Annotated in this window: 17 protein-coding genes; 7 read left to right on the top strand and 10 right to left on the bottom strand. The window is 54.7% G+C overall.

Translation table 11 applies throughout. The annotated features are described in order from the left end of the window. Nucleotides 1–6: 6 nt before the first annotated feature. The 10 genes from HVX72_RS10035 to pspA form a co-directional block, all read right to left on the bottom strand. The gene (locus tag HVX72_RS10035) at nucleotides 7–795 is read right to left on the bottom strand and encodes a sugar phosphate isomerase/epimerase (protein ID WP_181823114.1); all 789 of its coding nucleotides are present in this window, start codon (nucleotides 793–795) and stop codon (nucleotides 7–9) included. A 17-nt stretch (nucleotides 796–812) separates the two neighbouring features. Continuing rightward, nucleotides 813–1,865 (bottom strand): zinc-binding alcohol dehydrogenase, encoded by a 1,053-nt coding sequence (locus HVX72_RS10030; protein WP_181823113.1) that lies wholly within the window; start codon nucleotides 1,863–1,865, stop codon nucleotides 813–815. A 30-nt stretch (nucleotides 1,866–1,895) separates the two neighbouring features. Next, entirely contained in the window at nucleotides 1,896–2,738 is an 843-nt protein-coding gene (locus HVX72_RS10025) for a carbohydrate ABC transporter permease (protein ID WP_042283344.1), read from the bottom strand. Beyond that, nucleotides 2,725–3,606, bottom strand: coding sequence for a sugar ABC transporter permease (locus HVX72_RS10020; protein ID WP_181823112.1), 882 nt, complete (start codon nucleotides 3,604–3,606; stop codon nucleotides 2,725–2,727). The genes HVX72_RS10025 and HVX72_RS10020 overlap by 14 nt, the downstream gene beginning before the upstream one ends. Nucleotides 3,607–3,626: 20 nt before the next feature. Next, nucleotides 3,627–4,919, bottom strand: a complete 1,293-nt coding sequence (locus HVX72_RS10015; protein WP_181823111.1) for an ABC transporter substrate-binding protein — start codon at nucleotides 4,917–4,919, stop codon at nucleotides 3,627–3,629. A 12-nt stretch (nucleotides 4,920–4,931) separates the two neighbouring features. After that, nucleotides 4,932–6,614 (bottom strand): sugar phosphorylase, encoded by a 1,683-nt coding sequence (locus tag HVX72_RS10010; protein ID WP_181823110.1) that lies wholly within the window; start codon nucleotides 6,612–6,614, stop codon nucleotides 4,932–4,934. A gap of 197 nt (nucleotides 6,615–6,811) precedes the next feature. Continuing rightward, the gene (pspD, locus tag HVX72_RS10005; RefSeq protein ID WP_042283355.1) at nucleotides 6,812–7,036 is read right to left on the bottom strand and encodes a phage shock protein PspD; all 225 of its coding nucleotides are present in this window, start codon (nucleotides 7,034–7,036) and stop codon (nucleotides 6,812–6,814) included. A gap of 20 nt (nucleotides 7,037–7,056) precedes the next feature. Further along, nucleotides 7,057–7,416, bottom strand: coding sequence for an envelope stress response membrane protein PspC (gene pspC / locus HVX72_RS10000; protein WP_060571274.1), 360 nt, complete (start codon nucleotides 7,414–7,416; stop codon nucleotides 7,057–7,059). Next, a complete protein-coding gene (gene pspB, locus HVX72_RS09995; protein ID WP_042283359.1) occupies nucleotides 7,416–7,640 on the bottom strand; it encodes an envelope stress response membrane protein PspB in 225 nt (74 codons plus the stop codon). The genes pspC and pspB overlap by 1 nt, the downstream gene beginning before the upstream one ends. A gap of 54 nt (nucleotides 7,641–7,694) precedes the next feature. After that, the gene (pspA, locus tag HVX72_RS09990; RefSeq protein WP_181823109.1) at nucleotides 7,695–8,363 is read right to left on the bottom strand and encodes a phage shock protein PspA; all 669 of its coding nucleotides are present in this window, start codon (nucleotides 8,361–8,363) and stop codon (nucleotides 7,695–7,697) included. A gap of 167 nt (nucleotides 8,364–8,530) precedes the next feature. On the opposite strand from pspA, the gene pspF reads away from it, so the two are divergent. The 7 genes from pspF (at nucleotide 8,531) to fabI (ending at nucleotide 15,814) form a co-directional block, all read left to right on the top strand. After that, nucleotides 8,531–9,508, top strand: a complete 978-nt coding sequence (pspF, locus tag HVX72_RS09985) for a phage shock protein operon transcriptional activator (RefSeq protein ID WP_181823108.1) — start codon at nucleotides 8,531–8,533, stop codon at nucleotides 9,506–9,508. Nucleotides 9,509–9,619: 111 nt separating this feature from the next. Beyond that, entirely contained in the window at nucleotides 9,620–11,263 is a 1,644-nt protein-coding gene (gene sapA, locus HVX72_RS09980) for an ABC transporter substrate-binding protein SapA (protein ID WP_181823107.1), read from the top strand. Beyond that, nucleotides 11,260–12,225, top strand: a complete 966-nt coding sequence (gene sapB / locus HVX72_RS09975; RefSeq protein ID WP_042283384.1) for a peptide ABC transporter permease SapB — start codon at nucleotides 11,260–11,262, stop codon at nucleotides 12,223–12,225. The genes sapA and sapB overlap by 4 nt, the downstream gene beginning before the upstream one ends. Then, nucleotides 12,212–13,102: a peptide ABC transporter permease SapC gene (gene sapC / locus HVX72_RS09970; protein WP_060571282.1), complete on the top strand. Its 891-nt coding sequence runs from the start codon at nucleotides 12,212–12,214 to the stop codon at nucleotides 13,100–13,102. Before sapB ends, sapC begins: the two co-directional genes overlap by 14 nt. Next, nucleotides 13,102–14,094 carry a peptide ABC transporter ATP-binding protein SapD gene (gene sapD / locus HVX72_RS09965; RefSeq protein WP_060571283.1) on the top strand — a complete coding sequence of 331 codons (993 nt, stop codon included), beginning with the start codon at nucleotides 13,102–13,104 and terminating at the stop codon, nucleotides 14,092–14,094. Before sapC ends, sapD begins: the two co-directional genes overlap by 1 nt. Nucleotide 14,095: 1 nt before the next feature. Then, nucleotides 14,096–14,902 (top strand): peptide ABC transporter ATP-binding protein SapF, encoded by an 807-nt coding sequence (sapF, locus tag HVX72_RS09960; RefSeq protein ID WP_042283394.1) that lies wholly within the window; start codon nucleotides 14,096–14,098, stop codon nucleotides 14,900–14,902. Between the two features lie 123 nt (nucleotides 14,903–15,025). Continuing rightward, entirely contained in the window at nucleotides 15,026–15,814 is a 789-nt protein-coding gene (gene fabI, locus HVX72_RS09955) for an enoyl-ACP reductase FabI (protein WP_181823106.1), read from the top strand. Nucleotides 15,815–15,941: the final 127 nt, after the last annotated feature.

Here is a 15,941-nt window from a genome sequence, read left to right as displayed (position 1 = left end):
AACCTCTTAGCAGGTACGCAACCAGGCCAAAGACTGACGGTAGGCTTCCGGCAGGTTATCCGCCCGGACGCGCCCTTCGTACACCACATAGCCCTGATAGTGATCCGCGCGCAGTTGGTCGAACAGCATTTTGAAATTCAGCGTGCCGGTCCCCGGTTGATAGCGGTGGTTGTCAGCAATATGCACGTGCCCCAGCAGGTCGCGGTTATCGTGCAGCGCCTTCGCCATATCGTCTTCTTCAATATTCATGTGGTAGAAATCACCGATGATCTGCACGTGCTTCAGGTCGTTCTCCACGATGTAACGACGTGCATCCGCCAGCGTGTTGATCATGTGATCCTGATAGCGGTTAAGCGGCTCCAGATAAACGACCGTCCCGGTGCGTTCTGCCACTTTGTCGAGATAACGCAGTGAATCGCTGACCATTTTGCGGTCGCCTTCCAGGCTGCGCGGCGAGGTCATCGGCGGCAGACGGAAGGTGAACATTCCCCAGGCTGCCGGGACGATGATCCCTTGCCCGCCGACTTCAGCCAGCGCTTCCAGAATGCGCTCAATCTGCTTAAGACCGTTCAGACGACGCTCTTCAATAAAGTCGCCAATCCAGCCGTCGTAGCCGCCGCAGGCCGTGGTCACCGGCAGGCCGGTTTCTTTGATTGCCGCTTTGACTTCGTCGAGGTGGTTAACCAGTAATTTGCCGTCGATTTCGAAGCCGTCGAAGCCCATTTCTTTGATATAACGAAACTTCTCCAGAATGTTTTCCGGAAAAAATGCCTGGTTCTGCGTTCCAATTTTCATTTTTGTCGTCCTGTCCCTTAAAACGTTACGCCCATTTTGATGCTCTTTTCCGGATGTCTGTCGACGTACTGCATATAGCTTTCCGGGCTGTCTGCGAACGTCACCACCGGGTCGATCAGGTCTTCGCAGTTCAGATACCCATTCATCAGCAGTTCCCAGCAGGTTTCTTCGATACGTTTACGGCTCCAGCGCGGATAGTCCGGATTCGGTTCGCTACAGGCGCGCGAGAAGACGATTTTGGCGTTGTTGAAGTGCGCTTCGCGACCGAGGTTGAACCCTTCGGCGAATGGTTTCGCGAAAGCGACGTAGGAGATAGTGCCACCGTAGGCCAGTCCGCGCAGCGCGGACTGCAACGCGTCAGCATAACCGCTGGTTTCGATGATCACATCAGCGCCCTGCTTACCGGTCAGCTTTTTGATCTCCATCCCCACGTCGGTGCCGATTGGGTTAAGGCAGAAATCTGCGCCATGACGACGGGCGATATCACAACGATGGGCGATCGGGTCAACGCCAATCACCACGGACGCGCCCGCTTTTTTCGCCAGTTGCACCGCGATCTGACCAATGGCGCCGAGCCCGACGATCACCACGAAGTCGCCCACGCGCACGTTCGCATCGCGCACGCCGCTCATCGCAAACTGCGCCGGGTCGTAACACACGGCGTTTTTCCACGAACGACCTGCCGGCATTTTGCGCAGCTTGTAATTATTCACTGCATTGATGATGACCGTTTCGGACAACGGACCGTAGCCGCAGACGCTGTCGCCCACCGCATAGTCGGTGACGCTGCTGCCGCATTCGATAACGTCGCCAACGATCATATTGCCAAGCTGGAACTTGCCAAATTCGATACCTCGCGGCGCGCCTTCCGGACGCGGCATAAACATTTGCCACTCACCGTTGAAATCTTCGTCAATAAACGGGCTGGCGGCGCGAAAGTCGACCACTTCCGTACCGTGCTTCGGCGCGCCAAAGCGCACGCGGATCCGCACCTCATGAGCCTCAATAGCCCGGTCTTCATATTCCACCAGGGCCGCCACGCGCGGCGCTGTTGCGACTAACTTTTTCATCTTCAACTCCTTGATTAAAAACTGGCCGCCTTAGCCCTTCACGCCACCAGCGGTCAAACCACTCTTAATAAAACGTTCGGAAAGCGCATACATAATGACGACAGGCAGTGCCGTCACCAGCGACGCCGCCATCATGCGTCCCCAGATGTAATCTGGCGTGCTGAACAGGGTGTTCAGTCCCACCGGCAACGTGAAGTTGCTGGCGCTGGAGAGGAAAATGGAGGCAAACAGATAGTCGTTCCACGCCACCATGAAGCAGTAGACAAAGACCGACACCAGCCCCGACATCGCCAGCGGAACGGTAATACGGAAAATAATTTGCAGACGGTTCAACCCATCCATCATCGCCGCTTCTTCGATCTCATCCGGAATGGTGTCGAAGTAGCTTTTCAGCATGAACACGGCGGTCGGCAGGGTCTGGGTCACCATTGTGACGATCAACGCCATTTCGGTGTCGTAAATCCCGAGCGCGGTGATGATCTTGAACAGCGGCACCACCAGCAAAATGCCGGAGAACATGTACACTGTGTAAAAGCTGGCGTTGATGGTCATCCGTCCTTTAAAGCGCAGGCGGGAGAGCGCATACGCGCCCAGCGTCCCCAGAAACACGGCCACGACCGACGACACCACCGACACCACCAGGCTGTTGCGGAAGTAATCGACAAAAGGAAAAATCAGCGGGTTAAAAATGTCGACATAGTGTTCCAGCGTCCACTGCTGCGGCAACAGCGTCGGATGCAGCGAAATCGCCTCTTTCGCGCTTTTGAACGACGTCATCAGCATCACGAAAAAAGGAAACAGCGTGATAATAAGAAAGACGATCAGGCCGCAGTAAAAAACGACACGTCCGAGTTTGCGTTTATTTGTTGCCATTGAGGTTCACCCGTTTTCTGGTCAGCAAAATGACGGCGAAGATAATGATGAAAAGCACCACCGAGATCGCTGCCGCTTTCCCTAAGCCATTAAAGGCAAAGGCCGTTTTGTAGAGATAGACCCCGAGAATATCGACCTTGGTGGTCAACAGATACACGTCGGCGAACATGTAGAACATCCAGATGGTGCGCAGCGTAATCACCGTCGCCAGTACGGGCATAATCGCTGGCAGCGTGACAATGCGAAAACGTTGCCAGGCATTAGCGCCGTCCATTTCCGCCGCTTCGTACAGTGACTTATCAATGGTCTGCAAAATCGCCAGAAACGAGATAAACGCATACGGGAAGTAGCGCCAGATGGCGAACAACACCACCAGCACGAAACTGCTGCCGGGATTGTCGAACCACAGCGGCGCCTGATCGTAGAGATGCAGCAGATCCACGCCGAGATAGTTCACAATGCCGTAGCCGTTGTTGAACATGTACTTCCAGGCGAACACCAGCGAAATCGACGGCGTCACGTAGGAGAGGATCACCAGTGAACGCGCCGTCTTGCGCAGGCGGAATTCACGGTTGAAGAACATCGCTACGCCCAGCCCGAGCACGGTACTGCCTGCCACCACCAGCGCGGTGTACCACACCGTCATCCACAGCGAGTGCCAAAATCCGGGATCGGAAAGGATGCGAATGTAGTTGCTCAACCCCACAAAGGTGGCGTCGATGCGCGGGTTTAGCGGCAAGCGCAAAAAGCTGATTTCGATGTTCGATATCATCGGCCAGGCCACCAGGCCGCCCAGCAGCAACAGGCTGGGCGCCAGGAGCAGCAGCGCAAAAGGCATATCGGATCGACCTGAAAATAATCGGGTCATAACTGCGTTCCTCTTAGCCATTAACGCTGCTCAATCAGGGTATCCAGTTTTTTCTGGCTTTCCTGAAGCGTTGAGGACAGATCAGCTTTGCCGACTGTCACGTTATGCACCATCGAACTGACGACACCGGATCCCGTCACATCGCCCATACGGGTAAAGTTTTTGTCCCCTACCGCGCCAAACACCTGAATGTTCGGCAGTTCCGCAATCAGTTGCCCCGGCAGCTCGCCCAGCGCTTTGATGACGCCGTTGTCCTGCCAGGTTTTGGTGCCCACCACCGCTTTGTTCACCGGCAGCGCCGCGCCCGGCGACATCATCACCCAGTCGGCGATGTTGTCGGCTTGTTCCATGAACGCGACAAATTTCTCGGCCGCTTCGGTTTCTTCTTCTTTCTGGCCGCTGGTAATGGTCAGCGAAGTCAACATGCCGTAAACCGCCGACGTCTCTTCGGTTGGCACCACAAACCCGATGTTCTGCGGATCGCCCTCCTTCATGATGGCTGGCAGAATATACGTCGAATACATCGCCATTGGCGCGGTGCCGTTCATGAAAGCGTCTTTCACCTCCATGATGTCGTTGGAGCCTGGCATGGTATTGGCTGCCAGATCGCGGTAATAGCTCAGCGCGCGGGTCATCTCCGGCGTGTTGAGCGTGATGTGTCCCTCAGCGTTAAACACATTCGCTTTATTTGAGAGTGCGAACTGGGAGAAAGACTGCTCGGTCAGCACGCTTTCCGCGGTGGGCAACGCGATGCCATATTTCTTATGCGCCGGATCGTTCAGGGTCTGGGCGACATTCAGCAGATCCTGCCAGTTTTTCGGTTCGTTGAGTCCGGCGTTAGCCAGCACGTCTTTGCGATACCAGATGCCGCCGATCCAGGCGCTCACCGGCACCCCGGCCCACGCGCTGCCGTCTTCGGTGCGGACAATCCGCAGCACCCCGTCATAAAAAGCATTTTCGCCCACGCTCTGGATGACATTCGTCACCGCTTCCCGGTCAATGAGCTGCTCTTTGTCCATCACTTTCGCGTAGTCATGGCTGGTTTCGATCACTTCCGGCAGTGACCCGCTTCTCGCAAGCGTAATGACCTTAGTGTTATAGGCGTCTTCTTCCACCGGAACCTGCTTCACGGTGATCTCAGGATTCGCTTTTTCAAACCGTTCAATAAGCATAGTAATAACGGCCTGACGCTCCTGTTCGACAGACGAGTGCATAAATTCAATCGTCACATGGTCGGGTTTATCTTCCTTACAGCCTGAAATCAGGGCGCAGGAAACCAGTGCTGATAACAGCACAATTTTTGTTTTAAGCATCAGATGTTCCTTTTATTTTTTAATCCACATAACCTGCCAGGGTTGCAGCGTTAATGTTTCGCCGGAAACCAGGGTTTCCGTCATTAAATCGATGCCGGAGTTTACCCCCGCGTCAACGGTCTGAATGCAATCACTGAAGTTAAATAAAGCCGTGATTTTTTCGTCGGTATTCGCCGCGCGAACGATTTTCATTACCGCAGGCGTAATACTGCAAATGGTAAAATCACTTTCCGGATGGAAGGCGTGATTATTTCGGCGAATCTTCACCAGCCGCGATAAAGATTGATATACCTGATGACGCAGCGAATCCTCTTCCATTAATTCATTTTCAATCGCTTCGCGCTGATATTTCTTACGGTTAATCGCCCGGTTATAACCTAATTTTTCCACACCCTCGTAATCATTACGTGAGCCGAGAATACTTTGAATATAGATGGCCGGTACACCCGGAAAGGTCAATAACAGCGCATGAGCCAGAATAAATTTCGCCAGACGTTGTGAATCGCTGCTGTCGCGCGAACTTAACGCATCCATGTAGGTGACATTGATTTCATACGGGCTGCGCGTACCGTCCGGGTTATTCTTCCAGTTAACCAACGCCCCTTCTTTTTGCAGATCGGCGACTAACGCTAAAATATCGTCTTCCGGCAGCAATCCGCGTAGCGGATTCAGACCAATGCCATCGTGAGAGGCAAGAAAATTAAACCAAGTGGTCTGCTGTGACGGCAGCGTCAACGACTGCGCCCACTGGCTGAGCGCGCGCGTGTCCTGGCGGTGCACGGCGTGCAGAACAAGCGGCGGCAGCGAAAACTGATAGACCATGTGAGCTTCGTCCAGCCCGTTGCCCAGATAGGAAATGTTGTCTTTATGCGGAACGTTGGTTTCCGTGATAATTGCCGTGCCAGGCGCGACGTCATCGGCGATAGCGCGAAACAGCTTAATCAACCGGTGGGTCTTTTCCAGATGAATGCAGCTTGTGCCCGGCGTTTTCCACATAAAGCCCACTGCGTCGAGACGCACATAATCAGCCCCGTGTTCAAGGTAAGTCAGCAGCACGTCGACCATCGCCAGCAATACATCCGGATTGGCATAGTTGAGGTCGATCTGATCTTCGCTGAAGGTGGTCCATAAATGACGCACGCTATTATCTTTCAGAGTAAACGGCGTCAGCAGCGGTAATGCGCGCGGACGCGTGACCGCGCTCAGATCGGTCTGCGGATCCATTTCAATAAAGAATTGTTCAAATCCCGGCGTCTGCTGTAAATAATGTGCGAACCATTTGCTTTTCGCCGACATATGATTACAGACAAAATCAAACATCAATTGACAGGATTTATTTAACGCCGCGATATCCTGCCAGTCCCCTGTTTCTTCGGCGACCTTATAATAATCGATGACCGAGAAACCATCGTCAGAAGACCAGGGATAAAAGGGCAGCAGATGGACATGGGAGAATATTGACACCAACCACCGGGAATAGAACCGATTAAATGTAGGCAGTGGTTTTTCTTTTTCACTGTGAAATTGGTCGGCGTAAGTAATCAACACCACATCACTTTCATCCCAGTGTGGCTTACGCTTTTTCGTAATAACCTTTCGCGCGTTATCTATTCGCGCGTTGAGCATTTCATCATGACGATGCGTCCATGAATCTTCATAGACAAAGCTGAGGCATTCCTGAATTTTGTGCTTCACTTGATTTTTCCGTGGTAGCGGTCCCATGACGCAAGAGACTACTCCCGGTAAAATTAGCTGTCAATGCAGGGCACGGGGTTTTCGCGGCGAAAAAAAACCATTTTGGCAGCCCAAAAATCGTATTTGTGAGCTGCCGCAAATTAATTTTTAAATTGTGATTTATTTGTTACGGACCGGGCGGCCCGTAATCGACAGGATTAATTTTTGGAATAACGTTTTGATATTTTTGCAGCCATCCGGCTTAATAAGGGTTCAAGCGCGAGCGCCAGCAACATTTTCAGCGGACGACGGGCGACGGACTTCACTGCCCAGCCCGCCACACCTGCCGGACCGTAACGCAGCGCCGTCAGAAGTACCAGCTTACCTGCTATTTTCATACCGGGTTTCACCTTTTGCCCGGCGCGTTGCCAGCGATTATTCATCTTAGCCCTCACTGAATTCATTACAGCTGACGGAAACGGCTACGTAACGTAAACGTATCCGAGGTGACATAGCGCTCCATCTCACGCAGGCGCTTCTCCCCCGCCGCCAGCTCTTTATCAACCGCATCCAGCAGCTCTCCGCTGGTAGGCTGGTTTTCGCCTGCGGCCAGGTTGTCCGGCATCGGATCAAGCACAAAAGACAGCACGATGTAGGCAACCAGAGTAAAGAATGCCAGACCAAAAAAGATCGACAGCACCACCAGAATGCGCACCAGTTTCACCGGCACGTCGAGGTATTGCGCGATGCCCGCGCACACGCCGCGTACCATCCCTTGTTGGGGGATGCGCCATAATTTTTTGTTCAGGTTAATGCCTCCCATTAACGTTCCCTCCAGTTCGGATGTTCCGCGTCAAGAATCGCTTCCAGCGCCTGAATACGTTCACGCATTCGCCTGGCGTCGTCGGTAAGTTGGACTAAACGCTGTTGCTCGCTCTGCGAGAGTTCGCCGCGACCGGAACGGTTGCTGTAATGCAGCCATAACCAAATCGGCAGCACAAACAGCACGAAAATGGTTAGCGGAATGGCCAGAAATAGCGCGCTCATGTGTACTCCTTACAGGTGATGAGCGGCGGCGCGTTCGGGCGCCGCCAGGTATTATTATTGCTTGTCTTGCTGCATTTTGGCTTTCAGTTGCGCCAGTTGCTCGCCGATCTCATCATCGGCTTTCAGGTCAGCGAACTGCTGGTCCAGCGTCGGTTTCTTCCCAAAGCTGTGGCTTTCCGCTTCAGCTTCCATTTGATCGATGCGACGTTCAAAAGATTCAAAGCGCGCCATTGCTTCATCGATCTTGCCGCTGTCGAGCTGGCGGCGCACATCGCGGGAAGAACTGGCCGCCTGATGGCGCAACATCAACGCCTGCTGGCGGGCGCGGGTTTCGCTGAGTTTATTTTCCAGCTCGCCAATCTCTTTCTTCATGCGCGTCAGCGTATCTTCCACCAGCACCACTTCCTGCTCGAGCGTCACGATCAGATCGGTCAACTTCTGTTTTTCGATCAGCGCGGCACGCGCCAGGTCGTCTTTATCTTTACGCAGCGCCAGCTCCGCTTTTTCCTGCCACTCGTTCTGCTGCGCGGTGGCCTGCTCAATACGGCGGGATAGCTGTTTCTTTTCTGCCAGCGCGCGAGCGGAATTGGAACGAACTTCAACCAGTGTGTCTTCCATCTCCTGAATCATCAGGCGAACCAGCTTCTGCGGATCTTCCGCTTTTTCAAGCAGCGCGTTGATGTTGGCGTTCACGATGTCGGCAAAACGAGAAAAAATACCCATAATTCAGTCCTCACATTTTTTGATGTCGGGCGATGCCCTGCTGAATGTGTAATACAATCCTCGTGCCAATTTTTTAACTCACTGAAATATCAAGTAACGTACAGTTTTACCTCGGCACAAAAACAGCGTAAAGTGGTGAAATACACCAACAAGTGGCGAAATTCATCATGGCAGAATACAAAGACAATCTTTTAGGCGAGGCCAACAGTTTTCTCGAAGTTCTCGAACAGGTTTCACGTCTGGCGCCACTGGATAAACCGGTCCTGATCATCGGTGAACGCGGCACCGGAAAAGAGCTTATCGCTAACCGCCTGCATTATCTCTCTTCCCGTTGGCAGGGGCCGTTTATTTCTCTCAATTGCGCCGCGCTTAATGAAAACTTGCTCGACAGTGAACTGTTCGGTCACGAAGCTGGCGCATTTACCGGTGCGCAAAAACGGCATCCCGGTCGCTTTGAACGCGCCGATGGCGGGACATTATTTCTCGATGAACTCGCCACCGCGCCGATGCTGGTGCAGGAAAAGCTGCTCCGCGTCATTGAATACGGTGAACTGGAGCGTGTCGGCGGCAGCCAGCCATTACAGGTGAACGTGCGGCTGGTCTGTGCGACCAACGCCGACCTACCGGCGATGGTGAAAGAAGGCACATTCCGCGCAGACCTGCTGGATCGCCTGGCGTTTGATGTTGTGCAATTGCCGCCTCTGCGCGAACGGCAGGCCGATATCATGCTGATGGCGGAACATTTTGCCATTCAGATGTGCCGTGAAATACGCCTGCCGTTATTCCCTGGTTTCACCGACCGCGCCAGAGAAACGCTGATGACCTACGCCTGGCCCGGCAACATCCGTGAATTAAAAAACGTCGTTGAACGTTCTGTATACCGTCATGGCACCAGCGACGCGCCGCTCGATGAGATCGTTCTCGATCCGTTCAAACGTGAGGAAAGCCGCCTCCCGTCACAGACTGACGCTCCCGCGTCGGTCCCCTCCCTGCCCCTGGATTTGCGCGAATATCAGCAACAGCAGGAAAAAAACCTGCTGCAACTGAGCCTGCAACAGGCGAAATTTAATCAGAAACGGGCGGCTGAACTGCTCGGTCTGACCTACCACCAGCTGCGCGCGTTGCTTAAAAAGCATCAGATTTAGCGTTTTCACGGCGAATTTGCGCAGTTTTGCGTCAGTTACCTACAGCCATTTTTACCTGACGGGCCGAAGTGCGATACACTTTGTAAATCGAATCTAAAAACCTTAAAAATTATGCGCCTGGTTATATCGTCTCTGATCGTGATGGCTGGACTCCTGCGTGGTCAGGCTGCTGCTGCGCCTGAAGCGCCTTCGCATGAAGATATCCGCGACAGCGGCTTCGTTTATTGTGTCAGTGGGCAGGTCAACACCTTCAACCCTCAAAAAGCGAGCAGTGGACTGATCGTCGACACGCTTGCCGCGCAGTTATATGACCGACTGCTGGATGTCGATCCTTATACCTATCGCCTGGTGCCGGAGCTGGCGGAACGTTGGGAGGTGCTGGATAACGGCGCAACCTACCGTTTTCATCTGCGCCGCGACGTCCCGTTTCAGAAAACAGCCTGGTTTACGCCAACCCGTAAGCTGAACGCCGATGACGTGGTGTTTACCTTCCAGCGCATTTTTGATCGCCAGCATCCATGGCATAACGTCAACGGCGGCAACTTCCCTTATTTCGACAGTCTGCAGTTTGCGGATAACGTCCAGAGCGTCCGCAAAATCGACGGTAATACCGTGGAGTTTCGCCTGGCGCAGCCGGACGCCTCGTTTTTATGGCACCTCGCTACCCATTATGCGTCGGTGATGTCCGCGGAATATGCGGCGCAGTTAACGAAGCAGGATCGTCAGGAGTTGCTCGACAGGCAGCCGGTCGGCACCGGGCCGTTTCAGCTGTCGGAATACCGCGCCGGCCAGTTCATTCGTCTGCAACGGCACGACAGTTTCTGGCGCGGCAAACCGTTGATGCCACAGGTAGTCGTGGATTTAGGGTCCGGCGGTACTGGCCGCCTGTCGAAGCTGCTCACCGGCGAATGTGATGTGTTGGCCTGGCCCGCCGCCAGTCAACTGACAATTCTGCGCGATGACCCCCGTCTGCGCCTGACCCTGCGTCCGGGAATGAATATCGCCTATCTGGCGTTTAATACCGATAAACCGCCGCTGAATAACCCCGCGGTCCGCCATGCGCTGGCGTTGTCGATCAATAATCAACGTCTGATGCAGTCAATTTATTACGGCACAGCGGAAACGGCGGCTTCTATTTTGCCGCGCGCCTCGTGGGCCTATGACAACGAGGCTAAAATTACCGAATACAATCCAGCGAAATCTCGCGAGCAGTTGAAAGCGCTGGGACTGGAAAACCTCACCCTGCATCTGTGGGTGCCGACCAGCTCTCAGGCATGGAACCCCAGCCCGCTGAAAACCGCCGAACTGATTCAGGCGGATATGGCGCAGGTCGGCGTGAAAGTGGTGATTGTGCCGGTTGAAGGGCGTTTCCAGGAGGCGCGGTTGATGGACATGAACCATGATCTGACATTGTCCGGCTGGGCGACCGACAGTAACGACCCGGACAGTTTTTTCCGTCCGCTGTTAAGCTGTGCGGCAATCCAGTCGCAAACCAATTTCGCCCACTGGTGTGATCCGACGTTTGACGGGGTACTGCGTAAGGCCCTGTCATCGCAACAGCTTTCCGCCCGCATTGACGCCTACGATGAGGCGCAAACAATTCTCGCCAAAGAGCTGCCGATTCTGCCGCTGGCCTCTTCGTTGCGTCTGCAGGCCTACCGGTACGATATTAAAGGGCTGGTGCTGAGTCCGTTTGGCAACGCCTCGTTCGCGGGCGTTTCGCGTGAAAAAACCGTTGAGGTGAGTAAACCATGATTATTTTCACCTTACGCCGCATCCTGTTGCTGATGGTCACGCTTTTTTTCCTGACCTTTATCGGCTTCAGCCTGAGCTACTTTACTCCACACGCGCCGCTTCAGGGCGCGTCGTTGTGGAATGCGTGGGTCTTCTGGTTCAGCGGTCTTCTTCACTGGGATTTTGGCGTATCGAGCATTAACGGACAGCTGATCTCTGAACAGCTTAAAGAGGTGTTTCCCGCCACGATGGAGCTGTGTACGCTGGCGTTTGGCTTCGCGCTGATGGTGGGGATCCCGGTAGGGATGCTGGCGGGCATCACGCGCAATAAATGGCAGGATCGACTGATTAGCGCGCTCGCCCTGCTCGGCTTTTCCATTCCCGTCTTCTGGCTGGCGCTGTTGCTGACGCTGTTCTTTTCGCTGACCCTCGGCTGGCTGCCGGTATCTGGTCGTTTTGATCTGCTATACGAAGTGAAGCCCGTCACCGGGCTGGCGATTGTCGACGCCTGGATTTCTGATTCGCCCTGGCGCGACGAGATGATCATGAGCGCGTTGCGCCATATGGTGCTGCCGGTGTTAACCCTGGCGGTCGCGCCAACCACGGAAGTGATCCGCTTAATGCGCATCAGCACCATCGAGGTATTCGACCAGAACTACGTCAAAGCCGCCGCCACGCGCGGTCTTTCCCGCTTCACGATCTTGCGCCGTCATGTATTGCACAACGCGCTGCCGCCGGTGATTCCTCGCCTTGGCCTCCAGTTTTCCACCATGCTGACGCTGGCAATGATTACCGAGATGGTCTTTAGCTGGCCGGGGCTCGGGCGCTGGCTGATCAATGCGATACGCCAGCAGGACTACGCGGCGATCTCCGCAGGAGTAATGGTGATAGGATCGCTGGTCATTATCGTCAACGTGATTTCTGATATTTTGGGTGCTATGGCTAACCCTCTGAAACATAAGGAATGGTATGCCTTACGATAGCGTTTATAGCGAAAAGCGCCCGCCAGGTACGCTGCGCACCGCATGGCGGAAATTTTATGGCGATACCACGGCGATGGTAGGCCTGTACGGTTGTGCGGGTCTGGCGCTGCTGTGCGTCTTTGGCGGTTGGTTTGCGCCGTATGGCATCGACCAGCAATTCCTCGGCTATCAGCTGTTGCCGCCGTCCTGGTCCCGCTACGGCGAGGTGTCGTTCTTCCTCGGCACCGACGACTTAGGGCGGGACGTGCTAAGTCGCCTGTTAAGCGGCGCGGCGCCGACAGTGGGCGGCGCGTTTATCGTCACCGTGGCGGCGACGCTTTGCGGCCTGCTGCTGGGGGTGATTGCGGGGGCGACCCACGGCCTGCGCTCCGCCGTGCTGAACCATATTCTTGATACGCTGTTGTCGATTCCGTCACTGCTGCTGGCCATTATCGTCGTGGCGTTTGCAGGACCGCATCTGGTTCACGCCATGTTTGCCGTCTGGCTGGCGTTGCTGCCCAGAATGGTACGTTCGGTTTACAGCATGGTGCACGACGAACTGGAAAAAGAGTACGTTATTGCCGCCCGCCTCGATGGCGCATCCACGCTGAACATTCTCTGGTTTGCCGTACTGCCTAATATCACCGCCGGGTTGGTGACGGAAATCACCCGCGCGTTGTCGATGGCGATTCTGGATATTGCCGCGCTCGGTTTTCTCGACCTTGGCGCGCAACTCCCCTCTCCTGAATGGGGCGCGATGCTTGGCGATGCGCTGGAGCTGATTTACGTTGCGCCGTGGACAGTCATGCTGCCCGGCGCGGCGATCATGATTAGCGTTCTGTTGGTCAACCTGCTTGGTGACGGCGTACGCCGGGCGATTATTGCGGGGGTCGAATAATGCCGTTACTGGATATCCGCAACCTGACCATTGAATTCAAAACCGGTGATGAATGGGTAAAAGCCGTCGACCGCGTGAGCATGACCTTAAGTGAAGGCGAGATCCGCGGGCTGGTGGGTGAATCTGGCTCCGGTAAGAGTCTGATCGCCAAAGCGATCTGCGGCGTCGCCAAAGATAACTGGCGCGTGACCGCTGATCGTATGCGCTTCGACGATATCGACCTGCTGCGCCTCTCTCCGCGCGAACGGCGCAAGCTGGTGGGACATAACGTCTCGATGATTTTTCAGGAGCCGCAGTCGTGTCTGGATCCGTCAGAACGCGTCGGTCGGCAGTTGATGCAAAATATTCCGGCCTGGACCTATAAAGGCCGCTGGTGGCAACGTGTCGGCTGGCGCAAGCGTCGCGCCATTGAACTGCTGCACCGCGTTGGGATCAAAGATCATAAAGACGCCATGCGCAGCTTCCCGTATGAGCTGACCGACGGCGAGTGTCAGAAGGTCATGATTGCCATCGCGCTGGCTAACCAGCCGCGCCTGCTGATTGCCGACGAACCGACAAACGCGATGGAGCCGACCACCCAGGCGCAAATTTTCCGTTTGCTGACGCGTCTGAACCAGAACAGCAATACCACCATTTTGCTGATCAGCCATGACCTGCAGATGCTCAGCCAGTGGGCAGACAGAATTAACGTGCTGTATTGTGGGCAGACGGTGGAAACGGCGCCAAGTAAAGAACTGGTGACTATTCCCCATCATCCTTACACCCAGGCGCTGATCCGCGCCATTCCTGACTTTGGCAGCGCGATGCCGCATAAAAGTCGTTTGAACACCATGCCCGGGGCGATTCCGTTGCTGGAACAATTACCGATAGGCTGCCGTCTGGGGCCGCGCTGCCCGTATGCGCAGCGAGAATGTATTGAAACACCGCGTCTGACCGGAGCGAAAAACCATCTCTACGCTTGTCATTTCCCGCTGAACATGGAGAGAGAGTGACATGGTTGAGACCCTGCTCGAAGTGCGCAACCTGAGTAAAACCTTTCGCTACCGCACCGGCTGGTTTCGTCGCCAGACGGTAGAAGCGGTAAAGCCACTCAGTTTTACCCTGCGTGAACGCCAGACGCTGGCGATTATCGGCGAGAACGGTTCCGGTAAGTCGACGCTGGCGAAAATGCTGGCGGGGATGGTCGAGCCGAGCGGCGGCGAACTGCTGATCGATGATCACCCGCTGAAATTCGGCGATTATTCGTTTCGCAGCCAGCGCATCCGCATGATTTTCCAGGATCCGTCAACGTCGCTTAACCCGCGTCAGCGGATTTCGCAAATTCTCGATTTCCCACTGCGTCTGAATACGAATCTGGAGGCGGAACAGCGGCGTAAACAGATCATTGAAACCATGCGCATGGTCGGTCTGCTGCCCGATCACGTCAGTTATTACCCGCACATGCTGGCGCCAGGGCAAAAGCAGCGTCTGGGACTGGCGCGCGCGCTGATATTACGCCCGAAAGTGATCATTGCCGATGAGGCGCTGGCGTCGCTCGATATGTCGATGCGCTCGCAGTTAATAAACCTGATGCTGGAATTGCAGGAGAAACAGGGTATCTCTTATATTTACGTCACCCAGCATCTTGGCATGATGAAGCACATCAGCGACCAGGTTTTAGTGATGCATCAGGGAGAAGTGGTGGAGCGCGGCAGTACCGCTGATGTGCTGGCTTCACCGCTCCACGACCTGACAAAGCGACTGATTGCCGGTCATTTTGGCGAAGCGCTCACCGCGGATGCGTGGCGAAAAGACCGCTAAAACGGCTTCATGCAGTGGTCGGATTAACTCTCCCGGCGTCTCGTGTTAGAATCGCCGCGTTTTAACGACGCCCCGTCCCTTTACGCGGCTGGGCGCCACAACAATAACATAAGGATTTAAGCTATGGGTTTTCTTTCCGGTAAGCGTATTCTGGTCACCGGTCTTGCCAGCAAATTGTCCATCGCCTACGGTATCGCTCAGGCGATGCATCGCGAAGGCGCTGAGCTGGCGTTCACCTACCAGAACGACAAACTGAAAGGCCGCGTGGAAGAATTTGCCGCACAACTGGGTTCGAACATCGTCCTGCAGTGCGATGTGGCGGAAGATGAAAGCATCAATGCCATGTTCGCTGAACTGAGTAAAGCATGGCCGAAATTTGACGGTTTTGTTCATTCCATCGGTTTCGCTCCGGGCGACCAGTTGGACGGCGACTATGTCAATGCGGTAACCCGTGAAGGCTTTAAAATCGCCCATGACATCAGCTCCTACAGCTTCGTGGCGATGGCGAAAGCGTGCCGCGCTATGCTGAATCCGGGTTCTGCCCTGCTGACCCTTTCCTACCTTGGCGCAGAGCGCGCGATCCCGAACTACAACGTGATGGGCCTGGCGAAAGCCTCTCTGGAAGCCAACGTGCGTTACATGGCGAATGCAATGGGTCCGGAAGGCGTGCGCGTAAACGCCATCTCTGCGGGTCCGATCCGTACACTGGCGGCTTCCGGCATTAAAGACTTCCGTAAAATGCTGGCGCATTGCGAAGCGGTTACCCCGATTCGTCGTACCGTCACCATTGAAGATGTCGGTAACTCCGCCGCATTCCTGTGCTCCGACCTGTCCGGTGGTATCTCCGGTGAAGTCGTTCACGTTGACGGCGGTTTCAGCATCGCCGCGATGAACGAACTGGAACTGAAATAAGCTTTCAGCCTTCCTGTGGGCGGCGTTCTGCCGCCCATGAACACGTTCTGCCCGGCAATATACCTTTTTGATCTTTGTTATCACGTAACAATCTTTTTCCCCTTCCCCCGCTTACGCCAGGATAAAG

Origin of the sequence: Citrobacter sp. RHB21-C05 (assembly GCF_013889015.1) — a bacterium.
In the GTDB taxonomy this organism is placed as follows: Bacteria; Pseudomonadota; Gammaproteobacteria; order Enterobacterales; family Enterobacteriaceae; genus Citrobacter_A; species Citrobacter_A sedlakii.
The sequence above is the reverse complement of the archived record's forward strand: the minus strand, read 5'-3'. Positions and strand labels throughout refer to the sequence as shown.